The sequence below is a fragment of the Mesorhizobium sp. M7A.F.Ca.CA.004.06.1.1 genome (genome assembly GCF_003999135.1).
Taxonomy (GTDB): Bacteria; Pseudomonadota; Alphaproteobacteria; order Rhizobiales; family Rhizobiaceae; genus Mesorhizobium.
Window position 1 is genome coordinate 1 of the sequence record NZ_RZPQ01001279.1, and the last position, 830, is coordinate 830.

General features: G+C 67.1%; 2 protein-coding genes. Both read left to right on the forward strand.

Going from position 1 to position 830, the window contains the following annotated elements; all coding sequences use genetic code 11:
• A partial coding sequence (locus EN906_RS35765; protein ID WP_127375851.1) for a DUF1223 domain-containing protein occupies positions 1-339 on the forward strand: 339 nt, incomplete at its 5' end.
• A gap of 101 nt (positions 340-440) precedes the next feature.
• Positions 441-719, forward strand: coding sequence for a hypothetical protein (locus EN906_RS35770; protein WP_127269733.1), 279 nt, complete (start codon positions 441-443; stop codon positions 717-719).
• Positions 720-830: the final 111 nt, after the last annotated feature.

The following is an 830-nucleotide window of genomic DNA, read 5'->3' on the forward strand; positions in this document are numbered from 1 at the left end:
ATCGAAAAGCTGATCTCGGTGAGCGGCCGGACGAGCGGCCCGGCATTGTCGCTCGATGGCGGCAAGATCAGCATCGGCGCCGGCGCCGCACCTGGCGGCCACGCCGATGTCTGGCTGGTGCGCTATGCCAAGGGCATCGTCGAGGTGCCGGTGTCGCGCGGCGAAAACACCGGCCGCACCTTGCCCCACGCCAATGTCGTGCATGCGCTCGAAAAACTCGGCGGCTGGACCGGCGCGGCCACGACGTATCCGCTGCCCCACGCATCCGGCGGCCTGAGCACGGCCGTGCTCGTGCAGTCGCCCGGTGGCGGACCGATCCTGGCGGCCGCGACCGACTAGATCGCGCTTCGACAAGAGATTGCGCAACGCCGCATGGAGCGGCGCCGCATAGCACGGCCGCCAAGAGGGCGCGCCATCACGACCAACCCAAGGAGATCATCATGACCATTTCCCGCCTGACGCTGCCGGCGCTCGCTCTCGCTCTGTGCTCGACGGCGCTGTTTGCCGGCGGCATCGCCCGCGCCGACGACGCGACCAACGCGATGAAGCCGGCTGCAAATGCCATGAAACCGGCCGCGGATGCGATGAAGCCTGCAAACGATGCAATGAAGCCGGCCGATCCGATGGAAACCAATTCCATGAAGCCGGCCGCCGACGCCATGAAGCCGGCGACGGATGCGATGAAACCGGCAACGGATGCGATGGCTCCGGCCAACTAGTTCTGCCGCGTCTCAGCCGTTCATTCACAAGGGCGGCCCTTGGCGCTGCCCCTCACCTGCCTACCGGCATCCTCTCCCCGTATAGTGACGGGGAGAGGGGCGCTCATCGAC